Annotated in this window: 14 protein-coding genes; 9 read left to right on the forward strand and 5 right to left on the reverse strand. The window is 32.7% G+C overall.

Annotation, left to right across the window (positions count from 1 at the left end; all coding sequences use genetic code 11):
• The first annotated feature begins 1450 nt into the window (after positions 1–1450).
• The 8 genes from RGRSB_RS03350 to ispE all read left to right on the forward strand — a co-directional run bounded on the left by RGRSB_RS03350 (position 1451) and on the right by ispE (position 12333).
• The gene (locus RGRSB_RS03350; protein ID WP_232014565.1) at positions 1451–3175 is read left to right on the forward strand and encodes an ArnT family glycosyltransferase; all 1725 of its coding nucleotides are present in this window, start codon (positions 1451–1453) and stop codon (positions 3173–3175) included.
• Between the two features lie 1702 nt (positions 3176–4877).
• Positions 4878–6272: a 15-cis-phytoene desaturase gene (gene pds, locus RGRSB_RS03355; RefSeq protein ID WP_119259834.1), complete on the forward strand. Its 1395-nt coding sequence runs from the start codon at positions 4878–4880 to the stop codon at positions 6270–6272.
• Positions 6273–6450: 178 nt separating this feature from the next.
• A complete protein-coding gene (gene crtB, locus RGRSB_RS03360; protein WP_119259835.1) occupies positions 6451–7383 on the forward strand; it encodes a 15-cis-phytoene synthase CrtB in 933 nt (310 codons plus the stop codon).
• Between the two features lie 1313 nt (positions 7384–8696).
• Complete coding sequence (locus RGRSB_RS10460; protein WP_232014566.1) at positions 8697–8894, forward strand: hypothetical protein; 198 nt, start codon at positions 8697–8699, stop codon at positions 8892–8894.
• 183 nt (positions 8895–9077) lie between these two features.
• Positions 9078–9314 carry a hypothetical protein gene (locus tag RGRSB_RS10465; RefSeq protein ID WP_232014567.1) on the forward strand — a complete coding sequence of 79 codons (237 nt, stop codon included), beginning with the start codon at positions 9078–9080 and terminating at the stop codon, positions 9312–9314.
• Positions 9286–9612 (forward strand): peptidase M16 family protein, encoded by a 327-nt coding sequence (locus RGRSB_RS10470; RefSeq protein ID WP_232014568.1) that lies wholly within the window; start codon positions 9286–9288, stop codon positions 9610–9612. Before RGRSB_RS10465 ends, RGRSB_RS10470 begins: the two co-directional genes overlap by 29 nt.
• 113 nt (positions 9613–9725) lie before the next feature.
• The gene (locus tag RGRSB_RS03370; protein ID WP_119259836.1) at positions 9726–11006 is read left to right on the forward strand and encodes a M16 family metallopeptidase; all 1281 of its coding nucleotides are present in this window, start codon (positions 9726–9728) and stop codon (positions 11004–11006) included.
• A 385-nt stretch (positions 11007–11391) separates the two neighbouring features.
• The gene (gene ispE / locus RGRSB_RS03375) at positions 11392–12333 is read left to right on the forward strand and encodes a 4-(cytidine 5'-diphospho)-2-C-methyl-D-erythritol kinase (RefSeq protein ID WP_119259837.1); all 942 of its coding nucleotides are present in this window, start codon (positions 11392–11394) and stop codon (positions 12331–12333) included.
• Positions 12334–12871: 538 nt separating this feature from the next.
• On the opposite strand, the gene RGRSB_RS03380 is transcribed toward ispE, so the two are convergent.
• The 5 genes from RGRSB_RS03380 to RGRSB_RS10700 all read right to left on the reverse strand — a co-directional run bounded on the left by RGRSB_RS03380 (position 12872) and on the right by RGRSB_RS10700 (position 14557).
• Positions 12872–13087, reverse strand: coding sequence for a hypothetical protein (locus tag RGRSB_RS03380; RefSeq protein WP_119259838.1), 216 nt, complete (start codon positions 13085–13087; stop codon positions 12872–12874).
• A gap of 434 nt (positions 13088–13521) precedes the next feature.
• Complete coding sequence (locus tag RGRSB_RS09860) at positions 13522–13719, reverse strand: glycosyltransferase family A protein (RefSeq protein ID WP_145961880.1); 198 nt, start codon at positions 13717–13719, stop codon at positions 13522–13524.
• 173 nt (positions 13720–13892) lie between these two features.
• A complete protein-coding gene (locus tag RGRSB_RS09865; protein ID WP_145961881.1) occupies positions 13893–14141 on the reverse strand; it encodes a hypothetical protein in 249 nt (82 codons plus the stop codon).
• Between the two features lie 157 nt (positions 14142–14298).
• A complete protein-coding gene (locus RGRSB_RS11035; protein WP_420823004.1) occupies positions 14299–14376 on the reverse strand; it encodes a hypothetical protein in 78 nt (25 codons plus the stop codon).
• A gap of 13 nt (positions 14377–14389) precedes the next feature.
• Positions 14390–14557 carry a carotenoid biosynthesis protein gene (locus tag RGRSB_RS10700; RefSeq protein WP_119259839.1) on the reverse strand — a complete coding sequence of 56 codons (168 nt, stop codon included), beginning with the start codon at positions 14555–14557 and terminating at the stop codon, positions 14390–14392.
• Between the two features lie 433 nt (positions 14558–14990).
• On the opposite strand from RGRSB_RS10700, the gene RGRSB_RS03390 reads away from it, so the two are divergent.
• On the forward strand, positions 14991–16244 hold the full coding sequence (locus RGRSB_RS03390; RefSeq protein WP_119259840.1) for a GNAT family N-acetyltransferase: 1254 nt from the start codon (positions 14991–14993) through the stop codon (positions 16242–16244).
• Positions 16245–16345 lie beyond the last annotated feature (101 nt).

Below are 16345 nucleotides of genomic sequence, written 5' to 3' on the forward strand. Positions count from 1 at the left end.
AATGGACAATCACCATATGAGTGGACCATCACGGGATGAAGGAAAGTCTTTGACTGAATCTCTCTTTTTGGCAAAATCTAACAGGAAATAATTAAATTGTTATTATGCTCTCCTTGCCTCTTTTAGGAAGCTAGATTGTTGTAAATTCACCCAAAAAAGTTAAAATTAATAAAGTATTATCGTTAATATTCAAGGCAACTCCTCAATAGCGAAAAAAATTAATTCAAATCGGTAACGAAGTTTATACAGCAACTTTAGCCTAATTTCCAGTTTTTTAAAAAATAAAGCTAGATTGTTTCTAATTTACCTCAGAAACTTATCCTAGTGACTTTTTTAAAAACTTATTAATAATGAAAAGCCATTCTCTGGATTAATTTTAGCAGAAAGGGATCGAAAGTTCGCTCAAACTATAGATGTAAAATAATATAATGAGGTCTCAATCAATTAAACTATCAATAAAGCGATTAGTTGAGTAACTGAATGAATACATGATTGTCCGGTTCTAATACTGCTATTATTATGGGCTATCCAATTGAAAGCCATCATATTTCTCTTTGGAAGGAAGAACAGTCCACGAGCAAGAGCAAAATTTTAGTTGAAATTAAAATCATTTCGTTTTTTCTCTTCTTCCAGTCAATAGATTCAATTTCAAGTTACATGCTTTTCGGCATTGCCTTTTGTATTTAAATAACGATTAAAGTCTTAGAAGAATAGAAGAGAACTTATGAAATATTCTTCTTTACTTCTAGATGTAAAAAGCCACAATTATCTATCGATAATGCTAAATTCAACTAAGCATAATTATAAAGATTAATTTATATATGTTTAGGAACAGAATAACTTGTTAATATAATAGTCTGATGGTAAAAAAAAAATAATATTTTTGCCCTATTCCTAATTATATATTTGTTGCAATGGTTATAGTTATTGTTATGAAATAACAGGCTAGATTATTAATAGTTGTTCTACAAGTTATGCATTATCGTAAAAATGACTACGCTTCTGTTCTAAACATTTAGATTGAAAAATCTAAAAATATCTTCACTTTTTTATTTTCAATCAAATTTATTTAGATAAACATAAATTTTAAAGTTTTAACAAGCTAAATTATTGACACTAAAAAAATTAATTTTACTCAAAGTATCACTTCTACTTTTGTTATACTTTTTATTTTATAAAAAAAATAATCTAATTAACTTTTTTTTCATTAGATCTATGAAAAATGATAATTTAAGAAATTAATAGCTTAAAGTCTAATCAAGTATAGTTGAGTCTATAAAAGCTGTTTTTTAAATAAAAAAATCCTTAAAGTTTGTTATTAACTATCTCTTATTCTCTTCTCTAAAACTTAGAGATTAAGCGAAAATAAAATTTCTCCACTTTTACTTTATTGAGAGTTTTAGGAAAAAATGTCATACTGAATAAGTATTAACTCCCCCAAGAAAAAATCTTGAATAAAACTACTTTTTACTCTATTAGTCAGAATATCTCTGTTGTTCGAAAAAAACTGAAGTCCTATTCTTGGCAAAGGTCTGTTATTTGGTTATTGTTAACAGGACTTATATTACGTTTAATAATTGCTTTATGGCTGTTTTCTGGTTATGATGAAGGTTATTATTATCTGTATACTCGCCATTTAGATTGGAGTTATTTTGATCATCCGCTATTAGTTGCTCTAACGACAAATTTTGGTGTTTGGATCACTGGTATCACTTCCATTTTTACCCTACGTTTGGGAACAGTAATTTTATATACAGGAAGTCTATGGTTACTATATTTAACTAGTGCTAGACTATTTGATCATAAAACAGCTAAATTAACTCTAGCAATCGTCTCAGTAGTTCCTATTTTTACTATAGGATTTGGGGTGATTACTCTTCCTGATAGTCCTTTAATCTTTTTTTGGACTGCAACTCTATATTGTGCAGCTGTTGAGTTTTTCCCCAATTCTGGTCGAAATTTCTATCCTACTTATCGCCTTGCTATTTTAGGAGTGCTTGTGGGATTAACTTGTTTGGGTAAATATCATGGATTTATCCTAGGATTAGGATTAATTGGATTTTGTTTAACCAGTCCTCCCCATCGCTGCATCTTCCTATCTCGTTGGACAGGATTAGGGATCATATTATGTATATTAACTTTATTTCCCCTTTGGTTTTGGAATTTAAACCACGACTGGATTTCATTTCGTTTTCAATTATCAAATCGCTTTGAAACTCCTCCAGGAGGACAGATATCATCGTCAAGATACAGTTTATTAAATGTATTTTCTGTTTTTATAACAGAACTTGGTTTACTGTTTCCTACTATTGGTATTCCTTTATGGTGGGTTATTTTTAAGTCAAGCTATTCTCAATTCATGAGATTATTTAATAAAAAATTACCTAAAGTTTTCAGAAAATCAAATCAGACATTTAGTGAGTACAATTTAGGTCAAAAACAATTATTTATTTTATGGGTTTCTCTTCCATTGATGCTAGGATTTACTCTGCTTGGAGGTAAACAGCAAATTATTGTTACTTGGCCAGTTCCAGGGTTTTGGAGTGCGACTTTATTATTGGGATTTTATAGTATTCAATGGAAACAGAAATCACCCAATTTAATTCGATGGTGGATTAGAGGAACAGGGATAATAACTACTATTATTCTACTTTTATTGCTACTTCATACAACAACGGGAACCTTTTATAAATCTAGTCAATATTCTCCTTTTAGTAATTTTTTTACTCCTCAAAATGATCCTACAAAAGAATTAATTGATATTAAACAATTGCGAAAAGTTTTTGTACAATCTCCAGAACTTATGAATGCTTTAGATGAAACAACTTTTATTTTTACTAATGCATATTACTTAGCTGGATTAATCGATTTAGCTTTGCGACCTTTAAAAGATATTCCTGTAACTTGTTTTAGTTATGATATGCGGGGATTTATTTTCTGGTATGATACTAATCAATGGGTCGGAAAAGATGGACTTTATATTACTTTAGAACAATTCCATAAGATGCCTCATTTAAAGAATGATTTTAGTCGTTACTTTGAAGAGTTTCAGGAAATTGGTACTGTTCCTATCCGTTTAGGAGGAGTAGTGGTTAATGTATTTCATGTTTATAAAGCAAAAACTTTCCTTAAACCCTATTCTCTAGAAGAATCTTTCTTGTTTTATAAAAACTAGTTGCTAGTGTTATTAGTAACATAATTAATAATTATTAAATCTTCTAAAAGAAGATCGGTTTAAAAACTTAGATAACCTTATATAATTTTAAAAAAATGAAGTTATTCTTGTTAATTTTATTTTAAAAAATATATATAATCAATTTTAATTATTACTTATATATTTTCCATTTTTTAAATAAGAAAGGGGAAATATATAAATTAGAGCTTAAAAACTTAATTAAAACAATAAAAAAATATCTTTGAAAAGGTTTATTTTTGCTCAGGATATAAAGGTGGTTACTTTTGATAAACCCAGACTAGAAATAACAATGTTTTCTCAAAACTATCTTTTTCTAAAAAATGAGATAATTAATTGTATTTTTTTAACTAGTTGAGAAAATTTAAACTCAATAATTTATAATAAAAAAATTATATTTATAAGTATTTTTTTAACAAAAAATTGAATTATTTACTACTATTAGTATAGTCTAGAATGTTCATAATATTTTAGTTATTATTAAATAATAATAAATTACAATAACAGTTTTAAAAACTATTTAATATGAGCTTAAATTGTCTTTAGATAATCTATAAAGAAGACTATCAAACTTAGAATATAAGTCGATAGTAGGAAATTATAAGAAGCAATAAATATTGCTAAAATGTGTATTCTCTAATTTTTTATAAAAAACTCAATTATTTAATTATCTAAAAAGAATCAGAATATATGAGTTAGTGTTTATCTTGATTGAATTGACTATTAACAAGTTAATTAATATTTTAATATTAATTAACTTATATTTATATAATAATATTTTTTAGTCTACAATTAATACTACAAGAAGCTAAAAATCATCTTTTATAAAATAAACATCGTTATTCTTCTTAGCTTTTATTCTATCAAATTTACTAAAAACTCTCTGATTAAATATATTCTGTTTATCAGCAATTACTAAAACTAAATATTAGATAGATGAATATTTTGATAATTTATATTCTCTAGTTTAGGAGTATTTAGAGTAAGTATAGAACAGTTTATAATTTGATATACATTTTATTCTCTATATATACGACTGTAAATTTATCTCTAAGTTAAAGATGTATTTAATCAGTAATTTTTAAAAAAATTTAGTATTAAAATAATGATAATATATTGCTCAAAAATTATTTTATATATTCTATAAAAAAGACTTCAATTAATTATTACTACCAATATAGTATAAGGTAAAAGTCAATGTTGAAATTATATCATATAAGTACTTAACTCTGGAGTTGTTTTGTTAATCTTTTTTTAATTGCTTATACTTATTTCTTTAAAAACTATTTTTTGATTTAGGAAAAAATTTTAGTTAGCATTATTTTATTTTTGAACAAATAAAATAATGCTATTGAAGATTGTTATTTTAGACAATTATTAATATTGTCGTATTTTGATTTAATTGTTGAAAACAATAACCGTTTTTTAAAAATATATCGAACTTACGTTTATTTCCGTGAAATATTTCGGTTTTTATTTTATTTGGTTTCATCGTATCAATTTTTTAAAAATCATAAATATTGACGTTTGGATATCCTAGTGTATCTACTAATTTTCATTCATAACTGATTCCCATTTATGGATTTTGACTGATGAGAATTTCAAAATTTTTTTAAAATGTAACGAAATGCAAAGTACAATAAAAATAATTATGAACACACCTATCAAGATGAGAAAATTATAAATGCGAGTTGCGATCGCCGGAGCAGGACTAGCTGGACTTTCTTGTGGAAAATACCTTGTAGATGCGGGACACACTCCTATTATCCTAGAACGTCGAGATGTATTAGGAGGCAAGGTGGCTGCTTGGAAAGATGATGATGGAGACTGGTATGAAACTGGACTACATATCTTTTTTGGAGCTTATCCCAATATGCTGCAACTATTCAAAGAATTGGGAATTGAAGAGCGCTTACAGTGGAAAGAACATTCGATGATCTTTAACCAACCAGAAAAGCCTGGAACCTATTCCCGCTTTGATTTTCCTAATATTCCTGCTCCGTTCAACGGTATCATCGCCATCCTCTGCAACGACGATATGCTAACTTGGGAGGAAAAAGTTAAATTTGGCTTAGGGTTAATTCCAGCGATCATTCACGGACAAAACTACGTTGAGAAAATGGATCGTTATTCCTGGTCTGAATGGATAAGAAGACAAAATATTCCTCCCAGAGTAGAAAAAGAAATCTTTATCGCTATGTCCAAAGCGTTAAACTTTATCAACCCCAATGAAATCTCAGCTACTGTTCTCCTAACAGCCCTCAACCGTTTTTTACAGGAAAAGAATGGCTCAAAAATGGCTTTTCTGGATGGTCCTCCCACTGAAAGGCTTTGCAAACCCATAATCGACTATATTACCGAACGGGGAGGAGAAGTTAGACTGAATACTCCTCTTAAAGAGATTATCCTCGATGAAGACAACACCGTCAAAGGATTTCTACTCAGGGGACTTAATGGAGAACCTGACGAAATGTTTAAAGCTCACTTATACTTGTCCGCAATCCCAGTTGACCTTCTCAAATTGCTCTTACCTAAACCGTGGAAGACATTGAATTTTGCTCGCCAATTAGAAGGTTTAGAAGGAGTTCCTGTAATTAACTTACACTTGTGGTTTGATCGCAAGTTGACTGATGTCGATCATTTATTATTTTCCCGCTCAGACTTACTCAGTGTCTATGCTGATATGAGTAACACTTGTAAAGAATATGTAAACCAAGATCGCTCTATGTTAGAGTTAGTGCTGGCTCCTGCTAAAGATTGGATCAGTCAGTCGGATGAGGACATTATTGCTGCGACTATGGAAGAATTGTGTAAACTGTTCCCCCAACACTTTACGGGAGAAAATCCTACGAAATTGCTAAAATTCCACGTAGTTAAGACTCCCCGTTCAGTTTATAAAGCTACCCCTGGACGACAAGCTTTTCGCCCCTCTCAAAAAACTCCAATTGCTAACTTCTATTTGGCAGGAGACTATACAATGCAGCAATATCTTGGAAGTATGGAAGGAGCAGTACTCTCAGGAAAGTTAGCAGCTCAAGCTATCATCCGAGACTATCCTACCAACATCGTTGTACCTTAATCTAAACAACTCAAGAAAACATTATTAGTTTAAATGAATTAAACTAAAGACTATTTTAGTAATTTAAACTAATGACGAAAAGCTCATTAAAATGCGACAATAAATGCTAAATGTCTAACGGTCAACCATTAGGTAAAGCCCCTTTTTTCTCTATAAACAATCATTCTGCTTGTGCTGAATGCTGCAACTGCCTGAACCATCCCAAATCAAAAAAAAACTCGTCTCCTTGACGGAATCTTACGAACTCTGTCGCCAAATTACGGCAAAATTTTCCAAAACATTTTATCTAGGAACGTTATTAATGCCTCCCGAAAAGCGTCAAGCAATTTGGGCAATCTATGTTTGGTGCCGTCGCACTGATGAATTAGTTGATGGACCCCAAGCTCAATTGACAACCGTAGAAACTCTGCAACTGTGGGAGAAACATTTGAAGATGATATTTTCAGGTCATCCTTTTGATAATGAGGATGTAGCCCTAGTTGATACTCTCCGACGCTTTCCTATCGAAATTGAACCATTTCAGGAAATGATTGCAGGACAACAAATGGATTTGTATCATAGTAGGTATGAAACTTTTGAAGAATTACAATTGTACTGTTACCGTGTAGCGGGAACGGTGGGGTTGATGTCCAGTTCGGTGTTAGGAGTCAATGGAGATAAGTATAGCGTTCCTTGGCAAGAGAATCAAAACCGTTATATTCCAAGAGACGAAGCAATCGCTCTCGGAATTGCCAACCAATTAACTAATATTTTACGGGATGTAGGAGAAGATGCCCAACGGGGACGGATTTATCTTCCTCTAGAAGATTTAGAAAAATTTAATTACTCTCAAGAAGATTTATTAGAAGGTGTTATTGACGAACGGTGGTGTAGCCTAATGCGTTTTGAAATTGAACGCGCCCGCCAATATTATCGGGATGCCGAACGAGGAATTCGTTTTCTATGTCGAGATTCTCGTTGGCCAGTGTGGGCAGCACTGATGCTCTATAAAAGTATCTTAACCGTAATAGAAGCTAATAAATATGATGTGTTTACCAAACGGGCCTTTGTTCGGATTCCTAGGAAAATACTTTATCTTCCGGTAGCTTGGTTACGAGCACAAGTTCTTTGAAAGAACGATTAAAAGTTAACTGCCAATACGTTTCATAGAAATTATTAATAGAAACTAACAACAAGACCAATCAACTCAATAAATAGCAGGGGATTTTCAAGTCAATTGTATTAGATTATGGTGTTGTCGGTTATTTCCTTAGACGTTATGAAACAACATAAAGAATAGAACAACTCCTCATGGACTAAGAAGATCTCCTTTAATTTAAGACCGAACAACTTGATATCTTAGAACAATTGCTAGAATAAGATGACGATGCGACTCTACAAGAACTAAGTATTCGTCTATGTAAAACAATAGATGTTACAGTTAGTATTCCTGTCAGATGCCGTTTGGTCCAAAAATCTAAGTTAACTTGAAGAAAAACACTTCAGGACTTGAAGGCTTACAGATGTAAAGTACTAACCTTAAGGCAAGAATATTAAACGACATCTGGGCAACTCAAAGTTTTAGACCTGATTTTCATTGACAGAACCGGAGTTTATATAGCCATTACTCGTTACTTTACTAAGATAAAAGAAAATGAGTTTATAGAAAATGTCCAGATAATCTAGAAAAAATATTACACTACTTGAAATATTGACTACATCAGTTTTTTAACTATTTTTATTTTTTAATACTTGGCAAAGAAACTTTTATCACTGATTAAATAGAAGTGTTGATATCATAATTGTGGCTGAGAGCTTGTATAGTCATGGGGAATTGACTGGCTCATAAAGCAATAAAACATTAAAGAACTGATAGAATTCATAGGCATGAGACTCTTGTTTTTATCTACTTACTCTCCTTATTTTAACCAAATTAAAAATTATTAGTTGAAATAAGGAGAATATTTGTAAGCTCAAGAATTCAGAAAATCTTGAGCCTTCAATCAGGTAATTAGTGTAATAACCAATGAAGGTATAATTGACTGGTTTATCTACTGTCTTTATTATGAGCTACCTAATTGAAAATCGCTGTAAAAAAATATCAGGGTTCTTATCCATAAACAGATTTAGATTGCACAATCAAGACCCTTAAGTTTACCTTATATTAACTGAAGATTAATATGAGATAAGCACTAGTGTATCTGATAGATCACTTCAAAACTACTCCTCATCCTGCAAATTTAATTTAGGACATGGACTAACTATTAGTTATTAGTATAAACTCACAATTCCCGTGGCTGTCGTTGATGTTTGAGTCAAAGCTAAAGTTACGGTTGAGCTTGATCACTAGTCAAGCATAGCTCACTTTTTGGAGCATATGGTTTTTAAAAAAGTAAGTAGGTTTTACCAGGAGTATTTGATCTGATTATTGAAAGTAATGGAGAAATGACTAATATAGCCACAAATTACGATTATGCTTATTTGTTCTTAACTATTGTTGCTTCCTATTTACCGGATATTCTATCCTATCTGGTAGAAATCATTGTTCTCGAACAAGTTATTTCCCAGGAATTTATTCGAGAACGAGAGATAATCTTTGAAGGAATCCGCTTTTGTCAATATAATCCTGACTGGTTAGGTTGACAGACTCTATATGAGAGTCTATGCCAACGCCATACCTATGGACGTTCTATTCTACGTCATGAAACTTAATTACAGCATTATTCTCCTCAACCAATGCGTTGTTATTATCGAATCTATTATCAATCTGATCGGATGATCATTGCAGTGGTAAGGAATGTGAAATAAAAAGTAGTTGTTTCTTTAGTGAAGAAGAATTTTAGCCAATTTAATATCCTCGATCACTGTTGTTCCAACCATACTGATGTCAAACCCCCTCTACCCGATATTCGACAGACACAAATGGCTCTTCCCAGACTAGAACAAGAAAGATTATTAATAGATTTGATAGGATCTGGTGTAGATTTTCTAAGAAAATGGATGCTGGTTGGACTTACTTTCCATAATTTTAGGCATGGGACAGTCTTCTCTCTTGGTTCATGAACTAGGCAAACACAAGCAGTTTCATAGGATCGAAAGTAACTTTTCCTTGCAACTAGAATCTGTTGGAGCATGGTTGAAGCCTCAGCATTTAGAAATACTAAAAGACTTAATCTTCGACTTGCTAGATACACTACAAGTCGAACCTGTCACTAGAGAAGAATTAGCTAAAGCACAACATTTATTGTCTCATGATTATATTTTTTCTACGAAAACCCCAAATCAATTAGCAGGGTTAGTACGACCACTATTATACTATCGCCTCAGTAGGATTGTTTTTGTTCCATCGCTGTATCATTAAAGCATTTTCAGTCTTAGAATTACAGCGTGTTGCCTATCAATATTTGTCAAGTGAACGGATATGCTATTACAGTAGTGCAACCATGTTAATTTTCCAAAAATTGTTAACACAATATGCAAAAAGTTCAAGTAACAAACAGCCAGCAATCACCTCATTATCTAAAATTAGACAATGGAATAACAATCATTTTAAAAGAAAACCCCACAGTAGATTTAATTTCAGGTCGAATTTTTCTAAAAAACGCTGGAGGCTTATGGGAACCAAGAGAAAAAACTGGACTGTTCCATCTTTTAACTACGGTAATTACCAAAGGAACTGATAACTTGTCTTCAGTAGAAATTGCTGAAGCGGTTGAATCTATTGGAGCCAGTTTAGGAGCTAATGCCACGGCTGACTATTTAGTGATAGGGGTAAAAACCGTTTCTTCAGATTTTCAGGAAATGTTGGCGTTAGTCGGAGAGATATTGCGAGTACCGACTTTTCCTGAAGCCGAAGTCGCTTTAGAAAAAAACCTAATCCGTCAAAGCATTCGGTCTCAACGAGAACAACTGTTGAGTATAGCTTTTAATCAGTTACGAGCATCTATTTATGGAGATCACCCTTATGGAACTCCTATTTTAGGACAAGAGGAAACCGTGATAAATTTGACTCGGGAAGATTTACAGCGTTATCATCAGAATTATTTTCGTCCCGATAATCTAATTATTAGTTTATCAGGTTTTTTAAATATCGATCAGGCTGTTTCTTGGGTAGAAAAAACCTTTGGTGATTGGTCAATTCCTTATGACCATAACATAAGTATACCTACTTTACCTAATCTTGAAGTTCGTCCCTGTGATAAATTTACCTTCCAAGAAACTCAACAATCCATTGTCATGTTAGGATATTTGACTGCAGAAGTCCACAGTCCTGACTATCCTGTTTTAAAATTATTAAGTACCTATCTAGGTAATGGGTTATCGAGTCGTTTATTTACAGAATTGCGTAAAAAACAAGGATTAGCTTATGATATTTCGGCAATTTATCCTACTCATTTAAAACCATCTCAATTTGTCATTTATATGGGAACTGCTGCTCACAAAACTACTATTGCTATTGAACGATTGCGACAAGAAACTGAACGTTTATCGTATCAGGAATTAACCCCACAAGAATTGCAGTATACCAAAAATAAGCTACTGGGACAATACGCATTAGGTAAACAAACTAATTCAAAAATAGCTAACTTATATGGCTGGTATGAAACTTTGGGACTAGGAATCGAATTTGATCGGGAGTTTCAAGATCAAATTAACCAAGTAACTTCGAAAATGATACAAACAGTTTCTAATAAATATTTACTGTCTCCCTATGTTTCTGTTGTAGGACCTAATACTGTAGGAGCCAATAATTAATTATTAATACAATTTTTCATAGTTGAACCGAATAACTTTCGGAAAACACTTTTAATTACCAGGATTAAACTATACAATATAGGAAGATTTTTCGATAATCCTCTCTATTCTATTTTAGAGATATAATTTTAACTGTTCTATTATAAACTTTTTTCAAAGTGACTACTTTTATCAGAATTATAATAAATGGATTTTGTGAAGGTAATTCAGGTCATGGATTCTAATATCTATATTGATTTATGAAGAAATTCTCTTTGTCTTTCAGGATTTGGAGAGTCCCGAATCATGCCCTATAAGATTGATATTAAGAGTCGTCACAAAAAAGGTGATGTGTGTGGGAAGATAGGGAAAGACATTGAAGTCTGATTTGTTAATTCACTCGATTATGCAATCCTATACTTTAATTGCTCCAGCCAAAATTAATCTGTATCTAGAAATCATTCGTGATCGTCCAGATGGTTATCATGAATTGGTAATGATTCTTCAAAGTATTGATTTAGCTGATCGTTTAGAAATTCGTTCTCATGGGACCCAAGACTTTCGTTTAACTTGTTCCCATCCTCAAGTTCCCACCAATGAGACTAATTTAGCTTATCGTGCGGCACAATTAATGAAACTTGAATTTAGTGAAGCTTTCGCTAACTATGGGGGAGTTGATATAACTATAAATAAGCGTATCCCTGTGGCTGCTGGATTAGCTGGAGGCTCAACTAATGCGGCAGCAGTATTAGTCGGGTTAAACTTAATCTGGAAATTGGGGTTAACTATACCTGAATTACAACGGTTGGGAGGAAAATTGGGATCGGATGTTCCTTTTTGTATTGCAGGAGGGACTGTGGTCGCTACTGGAAGAGGAGAAAAATTAGTTCCAATAGGAGATCTTGATAGCTTATGGGTGGTATTAGGAAAATACCAAAGCTTAGCGGTTTCTACTTCTTGGGCTTATCAAACTTATCGGCAACAATTTAGCCATAAATATGTCAGTGATCGCGCTGTAATCACCTCTCGAATATTTAAAGTTCATTCAGGTCCTTTAATTCAGGCTATTAGTCACAAAGATAACCAGAAAATTGGTCAGTTATTACATAATGATTTAGAGAAAGTAGTTTTACCTAAATATTCTCAGGTTATGAAGTTAAGAGAAACATTAAAAGAAACAGGAGGATTGGGGACGATGATGTCAGGATCAGGACCAACAGTATTTACTTTGTGTCAATCTCAACAAGAAGCTGAAAATATTAAAAATCAAGCTAGACAAGCTATTTTAAATCCTGATTTAGAATTATTAATAACAAGGTTATCAAGTACAGGAATTCAAGTTGTTTAAGTTAACCTAACAATCTTTACAAAAGCAGACTTATAATTAGTGTGTATAGACATTTTAATTTTTATTAAAAGTTAAATAAACGCTAATATAAATATCGTTACGGTAATTTTATAAGCCTTTACTTGATTCGATTTCCCTTCTATTATATTTTTTTCTAAAATAAAAGTTAGTTTACAAAATAAATATAATATTTTTTATCCAATTGGTTTAATTTTATTTACCTATTTATTTTTTATAAAAACAGAATTTTTTCTTTAGAGACTACTTTTTAATATATAAAAACCAGAACTTAAATTTAGTCTTAATATTTTTATTATATTTAATTTATTTAAAAAATATAACATATTCTTATTAGTTAAAATTAGAAATTATATCAAAAATTAACTATTTCAATACCTGAAGTTTATATTTATAATTTAACTAAATTTCTTTTAATTATATTTTTAATGTCTCTTCAATAATTTTTATCTTAAATATTTAACTATATGTTCTTTTCTTCTTAAGAAAACTTAACTTTACTGTAGATGTATTTATACATCTACAATATTTGATTTGAAAACAAATGAATTAATAATAATCCTAAATTGACAGTGATCGCTAGTTTTAAACAAAGAAAATTATATCCTAATATCCAACAAGTTCCCAAAACCATCAATTCCCCAAAAGAAAATTGTTGAGTTAACAATGATAAAGATGCGTCATCCAAAATCGTATTCTGGATGACGCGTCTTTGAGAGCAAGAGATCATCTCCATTCAGTTCGGGTTTTCTTAATGCCTTCATACATTCGTACTCAAATTAGGTAGCCCCATCGAGAAAACCTACCCTGAAATCCTATTGAGCCGCCCGATGTGCCAAAGTGACATCATCAAAAAAGAACCAGTTGCTCTAGAACATTCTTCCAATTGTTCTAGAGCAACTGCCGAGATAAAAAACACTGACTGTTGGACATCACTAATTTTGGGGATTATTTTCGAACTCCGGCTGAATCAAACTGATACAACAGGGTCATTAATAATATTGTTTTAACAACCATTCTTTCATATATTTAAGGATAAATTGAGGAAACCAAGAAACTAATATCGTATCTTTCTTTCTCCATCGCAAGGATAAAACTAGCTACTTAAACCCTGTTGGGGTTGAATACCAGCATCAATGCTTAATACCTATTGACTTTTAGGAGAACTATTCAAAAATTCTGTATGCAATGCTCAAGGGCGGACAACCTATTGAAAAGACAAGAGATTACCTGTTTAACCCTATCTCGAATGCCGTCTGAAGAATAAATATCGATTACCAAAAACCCCCGAATTTCGTAACTTTGCTGACTTAATCTTTGCAAACATGAATCAATGCGATGGACTTTGTTGAGAGTGGAAAGAGTCACGCCAATAGTCTCTAACTATTCAGGGGTGAAAAATTTAAGTTTGAGAGAAAGAAGACCAATCGTCCCCTTAATTAGACTAGATAGGAGAATAGAGGTGGTAATTTCCTAAAAAATTAGGATTTATAAAGAAATCACCCTTAAAACATTATTTTTAAGCAATATAAACAAACTAATTACTTAGACAGAACTTTAACAGGATTTACTGATGAGATACTAACCCTGTTTTCGAAGAAATTAGCTGAGCCGTTGATAACTACTATGCAATAAAGGGAAACAAAAAGAATTAAACCAAAGATAATAAAGGGATAAATATCCGTCCCCAAACTAATGAAAGTAGAATGACTCATATGAATTGCTAAGGGTAGATTCAGTCCAGTTTTAAGTAAAGTTGGGTGGTTAACTGTTTGTATGAAATTTGCCACAGTCATAAAGGTTGCTCCTGTCCCAAACCCAAAAAAGCATAATGGTTTAATTCATGGTAGGCTCTGATATAAAATTCCAAGAAGTTACATAGAATCGCCACTAGTACAATAGCACTTAAGGTTTGTATTTAGACTGGACAAGAAAAACTCTTTAATCTTACAACGGCAATAAGGTGACACTAAATCCAATATAAAACCAGGATAAAGGAATTGCAAATGAAACTAAACCTGCAATTTTATAAGCCCAATCAGTTTAAATAGCTATAAGAACCTAAAGTAAATCCTGTACTAGCCCCAAGCAATTCACTACTTAAAGAGATAGTTAAAGCTAGTAACATAGATCCGAAACAGTACCATCTTCCTAGATAACGGTAGTTATTTTTAATATAAGCATAAACGACTCCTTCCCAAGCCATTGAACAATTAAAAGAGGTTTGACCGATAGTCGGTAAGCTGGCAATGAAGTCAAAATGGGATCAAATCAGTAAAAGTTAGGCTAGCCCAAATGTCATTGAGAGGACATGACCTATCATTAGAGACTGTTCCACGCGAATTAGAGTGTTTATTGATATTTAAGTTGTCTATTCAAGCAACCTACCTTCTAGCTTACAAATTTTCATGAACAAGTGCTTATCTAGATTTAATTAGGATCAGTTTTTATCTCAAATCTCCAACCACAAAAACTAATCATATTTAAGTAGAGATCAAGTCTTGGCAACAAATAAACTGGCAAAACATCTATAGTTTTTTTAATTCCTCCCTTACCTCGATCTTTAGCGAAGGAAGGTGACAACTATGGAAAAATGGTTAAGATAGAGCCAGTAAGCGACATACTCTCCACCGCGATCCATGAATTCTTCTTTAGATGATGCCCCTAACCCCATAATTCGTTCTGTACAGTATCGGGATTTAGATCCTATAGAACATTTGATTGTTCAGATAGCTCAAGAACAGCCCGGGTTAAATCTTGTTGGGTTTATTCAACAATTACAACAAGCACGGCGTTGGTTTGGACTTCTCAAATTCTTGAGTTGGTTTCCTAACTTGTTCCAACACCATTTTTGTGTTTTCATTGCTGAACCAAAAACACTATTAAATCAAGGAACAGAACGGTTACAAGGGTTTATTCAAATTAGTCCCTTTAATAGGGGTCGTAGTACCTGGTGTGTAGAACAAGTGGTGATTAACAACCAAGATTCTCAACCCCAGTTGATGACTGATTCTAAAGGAGTGGGATCTCAACTATTGCGCCACTGTTTTGAAACTATTTGGGAAGCCAGAACTTGGGTTTTAGAGGTCAATATCAGCCAAAAAAGTACTCTTGCTCTCTACCGTCAGAATGGCTTTCAACCCTTGGCCCAATTAACATATTGGTCTTTGGCACCGAAACTACTGCAAGAACTTGCCCCAGGAGACTCTGATTTTCCTAACCTGTTACCTGTGAGTAATGCCGATGCTCATTTACTTTATCAGCTTGACTGCGTTTCCATGCCACCTCTGTTGCGTCAGGTTTTTGATCGCCACCTCCCTGATTTTAAGACTCCCTTTTTAGCGGGGTTAGTCTCTAAGTTTCAACAATGGTGCGACCACACTGATGTTGCCCAAGGATATGTGTTTGAACCTCAGCGTAAGGCGGCTGTTGGCTATTTTAAACTAATTCTATGTACCAATGGGTCTAGTCCTCATCAAGCTCAGTTAACGGTGCATCCAGCTTACACTTGGCTCTATCCCAAGTTGTTCACAAAAATGGCACAGATTGTGCAGAATTTCCCATCCCAAAGCTTAGAGTTGGTCTCGACAGATTATCAGCATGAACGCGAAGAATATCTGGAGAAATTGGGAGCGCAACGCAACCAACACACTCTGTTGATGTCACGTTCAGTATGGCATAAATTAAAAGAAGCTAAGCCTGAAGGATTACACTTATCAGAGATGTTACAAGGATTACAGGCAGTTCCTCGGACTCCTATTCCCAGTCGGATATCTTGGTTCAAAATATCTTTTAATTCCTCAGAAAAAAAACCTAATTCACGTAAGGAAAAACAATCTAGACATAAGCCACAAATCTTAGGAAAGTCTTCTGAGTTTAATGATGAGCCATAAAAGCAGTAGGATGAGGGAGCTCATGGCAATAGGTAAACGAGCTGATGGAGAAATATTTTAACTTCTACCTTCTGGCTTACTTGATATAACTAGATCTAATG

Origin of the sequence: cyanobacterium endosymbiont of Rhopalodia gibberula (assembly GCF_003574135.1) — a bacterium.
Classification (GTDB): domain Bacteria; phylum Cyanobacteriota; class Cyanobacteriia; order Cyanobacteriales; family Microcystaceae; genus Rippkaea.